Consider the following 3,994-nt stretch of genomic DNA (forward strand, 5'->3'; position numbering starts at 1 on the left):
CAACATAACCATAGTGTTTTGGTGTGTAATCTTGTTTTTTATTTTTGTTAACTGATAGAAAATAGTATAAAGAAAAGAAAATGGGATTCATTTTCTTATTATATATGTTTTGATATGAACGTTAACTTATACATGATTTAAAAAATTAGATAGGTGGTAGAAATACATTGGCAACTACAAAACCATACAGAGTATTACTATATTACATGTACACAACAATTGAAAACCCAGAAGAATTCGCGGCAGAGCATTTAGCATTTTGTAATTCACTTGAATTAAAAGGAAGAATTCTTGTAGCAAAAGAAGGTATTAACGGAACTTGTTCTGGAACTGTAGAACAAACAGAGAAATACATGGAAGCAATGAACAATGATCCACGTTTTGACGGTATCGTATTTAAAATAGATGAAGCTGATGGTCATGCATTCAAGAAAATGCACGTGCGTCCTCGTCCAGAGTTAGTTACACTTCGTCTAGAAGATGACATTAACCCGCACGAAATAACTGGGAAGTATTTAGAGCCAAAAGATTTTTATGAAGCAATGAAACAAGAAGATACAGTTATCATTGATGCACGAAATGATTATGAATTTGATTTAGGTCACTTCAAAGGTGCGATTAAACCTGATATCGAATCCTTCCGTGAATTACCAGATTGGATTCGTGAAAACAAAGAAGTACTTGAAGGTAAAAAGATTTTAACTTATTGTACAGGCGGAATTCGTTGTGAGAAGTTTTCTGGTTGGTTAGTTCGTGAAGGCTATGAAGATGTAAGTCAGCTTCACGGCGGAATTGTAACGTACGGAAAAGACCCAGAAGTACAAGGTGAGCTTTGGGATGGACAATGTTACGTGTTCGATGAGCGTATCGCTGTACCAGTAAACCAAAAAGAACATGTTATCGTTGGTAAAGACCACTTTACAGGTGAACCTTGTGAGCGCTATGTAAACTGTTCAAATCCAGAATGTAATAAGAAAATTTTATGTTCTGAAGAAAACGAAGCGAAATATTTACGTGCATGTTCTCATGAATGTCGTGTAAGTCCACGTAACCGCTACGTAATACAACATGAATTAACGGAAGAGCAAGTAGCTACTGCATTAGAGCAAATCGAAGCAGGGAAATAAATTGAATTCGTATAATAAAAAGGGGTACTCCAAGTTTTATTTTGGAGCACCCTTTTTTTATTATACGGTTCTGTCATTTGTCGGTTTTTGTCGGTAAGTCGATATATCTTGAAAATCGCTGATATATTTTGAGTTGCGCTGATATATCTTAAAAATCGCTGATATATTTCGAGTTGCGCCGATATAATCGGAAAATCGCTGATAAAGATTTCACTTACTGCAGCGCGCCAAGAATTTGAAAATAACCTTCTTTAATTTTTATCTTCTTTCTCTTTAACGGCAGAAAGTACAGTTTGTTTTACCCAAGCTTTTCTTCGTTTATGCTGTAAACCCCATTGGTATAAACTTTGAGCTCCTAAAATAAGTGAAATGACAATGCCGCTAATCGCAATTAATAGAGCGAAAAATTCAAGAGGTGACGATATTTTGTTTGAATCGGTGTTTCTTAAAAGGTCAATCATAGTAAACCCTAACATTTGGCCCACTACAGAGTAGAGCGTTAAAATTAATAATAAGAGGCTATCTTTTTTAGAGGCGACATTTTCTTGATATTTAAACAAACTATCAAGATTTTGTTTCGCGTTCGAGTATAGAACCTCAATATTAAAAAGTTTTCTTAAACGAAAGAAAATATCTTCACTTTGTGATTGGGATACTAATTCTAAAGAAAAATAATTAGCAGTGAACGAATTGATCGAATAAATTAATTTCTCTATTTCATTAGTATCTTGTTCAATGTTTAGCTCAGCATAGGCGTTTGCCATTTTTAATAAAACAATTTTATGGAATAGGTTTAATAATAAAGCGTAATAAAATTCTCCGTACATTTGACTAGCAAGTTTAGCGATTTCGCGTTCTCCTTCATTTGTTACACATGTAAAAATATGTTCTTCCATTATGAAATAACGATTTGGAGCCCATCTCTGGTAAGCGTGTTTTTTTAAATAGTCATGAATGTAAGGAAGGTTATTTGCACTCACATATGGCTTACCATCACTTGTTAATCCGGAAAGACTAGAAGTACGATAAACATCCACTTCATTAAGTTCCATACCTTCTTTTAGTGACAATAAAGTTTGGACGTACATTCTTTGGTCTTCGAAGAAAGGGAAGGTTTGAAAGTATGAACTTCGTAATCTCTTCTTTTCAAAGAAATCAGTTACGCCATGAAATAAATAACCAAAAATGAATTTTTCAACTTGGGAATACTTTTTTCCGTTACATTCAATACAAATAGTCTCATTTGTATCATTTTTAGTTTCAAGTACACGGAAGCGAGCAGCGAATTCGATTGCTTCAGATAAAGTCATGCTTGGAGCAGTGTTTACTTCTGTTCGAATTGTTAAGAAGCCAAGTTCATAAGGACAAAGTGTTATATCAATAGAGTGTATCTTGAATGGGATTGAGATAAGGTTTGTTGTTAAATGTCCAGTTAAGTTAAGGTCCTTTGAATAACGTTGCAAGCCCTTTTGATGCTCTGAGTGAGGAAAGAGAATTTTATTTGTAAATGAAAGATAGTATGCTTCCATATTTTGATGTGAAACTTTAAACTCCCCATAATATGTATTTTCATCATAGAGATGATCGAGCCGAAAAGGACGGAAATCGTTTTTTTGTAAGAAAGGGAACATATTTTGTTCATATCCAGCTTTAAACGAAAACGGGAATATAAATTGAAATATAGCTGTTGCTACATCTTTTTCCTCAATTGCTTGTATTGCCTCCATCTACATTGTTTCCTTTCCATATATGCTATAGAAACAACATGCCCAAATTTATTTGAAAATAACCACTGTTTTATACTCGATTGAGAGTGAAAATTCAGCTTATTTAGCAGAGGACATGTATAATGTTATGTATACTAAAAGTTATAAAATTGTATTTTGAAAAGGGGGATGCTGTATGCGGATTTTAGTATTAGGCGCTGGTGGAGTCGGAGGATTTTTTGGTGGCAGATTAGTCGAAAAGGGAGAAGATGTTACATTTCTTGTTCGTAGTAAACGGAAAAAACAATTAGAGGAAAGAGGACTTGTAATCCGAAGTGTTAACGGGGATTTTTCCTTTCAACCGAAATTAATAACGAAGGAAGAGAGAACTTCTCCATTTGATGTCATTTTATTTTCAACAAAAGCGTATCACTTAAACGAGGCAATTCAAGATTTGAAGCCGTTTGTTGGCGAAGGTACTGTAATCATTCCATTGTTAAATGGTATCGCTCATTTATCACTATTACAAAAAGAATTCGGCGAAGAAAAAGTACTTGGCGGTTTATGCTTTATCGAGACGACGTTAAACGATCAAGGAGAAATTGTACAAACTAGCGCTGCCAACAGACTTGTGTTTGGAGAAATTAAGTCTCAAAATTCAGAGAGAGTAAAGCATATTTCTAAAGCATTTGCAGGTACGAAATCTAGTTTTGTTTTAAGTGAAAATATTACGCAAGATATGTGGCATAAATATTTATTTATTACTGTAATGTCCGGTGTGACAACGTTAATGCGTGCACCAATTGGACCAATTCGTGAAAGTGAAGGCGGCCGTGATTTTATCCGTAATGTATTTGAGGAATCTGTACAAATTATGAAAGTATTAGGAGCTCCAATAAAGGTTAATATTGCCCAGGAACATATGAAAACAATTGATAAAATTTCGTATGATATGAAGTCATCGATGCAACGTGATATGGAGAAGGGTTCGTTTATTGAAGGGAAGCACTTGCAAGGATATTTACTGGATGTAGCAGAGCAATTTTCTATAGCGGCACCATTATTAGGCACTATATATCAAAATTTAAAGGTGTATGAAGAGATGACCTTTAACAGATCTGTAATAGAATTAGATGTATGAAAAAATAAAAAAGATAGCAA

3 protein-coding genes are annotated in these 3,994 nt (G+C 34.2%); 2 read left to right on the forward strand and 1 reads right to left on the reverse strand.

Translation table 11 applies throughout. The annotated features are described in order from the left end of the window. Window positions 1-167: 167 nt before the first annotated feature. Window positions 168-1,127, forward strand: a complete 960-nt coding sequence (gene trhO, locus ABWK52_RS27645; protein WP_000246215.1) for an oxygen-dependent tRNA uridine(34) hydroxylase TrhO — start codon at window positions 168-170, stop codon at window positions 1,125-1,127. A gap of 251 nt (window positions 1,128-1,378) precedes the next feature. Here trhO and ABWK52_RS27650 read toward each other — a convergent pair whose 3' ends face one another. Continuing rightward, the gene (locus tag ABWK52_RS27650; protein ID WP_087968052.1) at window positions 1,379-2,854 is read right to left on the reverse strand and encodes a hypothetical protein; all 1,476 of its coding nucleotides are present in this window, start codon (window positions 2,852-2,854) and stop codon (window positions 1,379-1,381) included. A gap of 175 nt (window positions 2,855-3,029) precedes the next feature. Here ABWK52_RS27650 and panE point away from each other — a divergent pair, with 175 nt between their 5' ends. Then, window positions 3,030-3,974, forward strand: a complete 945-nt coding sequence (gene panE / locus ABWK52_RS27655; protein WP_001221896.1) for a 2-dehydropantoate 2-reductase — start codon at window positions 3,030-3,032, stop codon at window positions 3,972-3,974. Window positions 3,975-3,994: the final 20 nt, after the last annotated feature.

It is taken from the genome of Bacillus sp. AP50 (assembly GCF_040492675.1).
GTDB lineage: Bacteria > Bacillota > Bacilli > Bacillales > Bacillaceae_G > Bacillus_A > Bacillus_A cereus.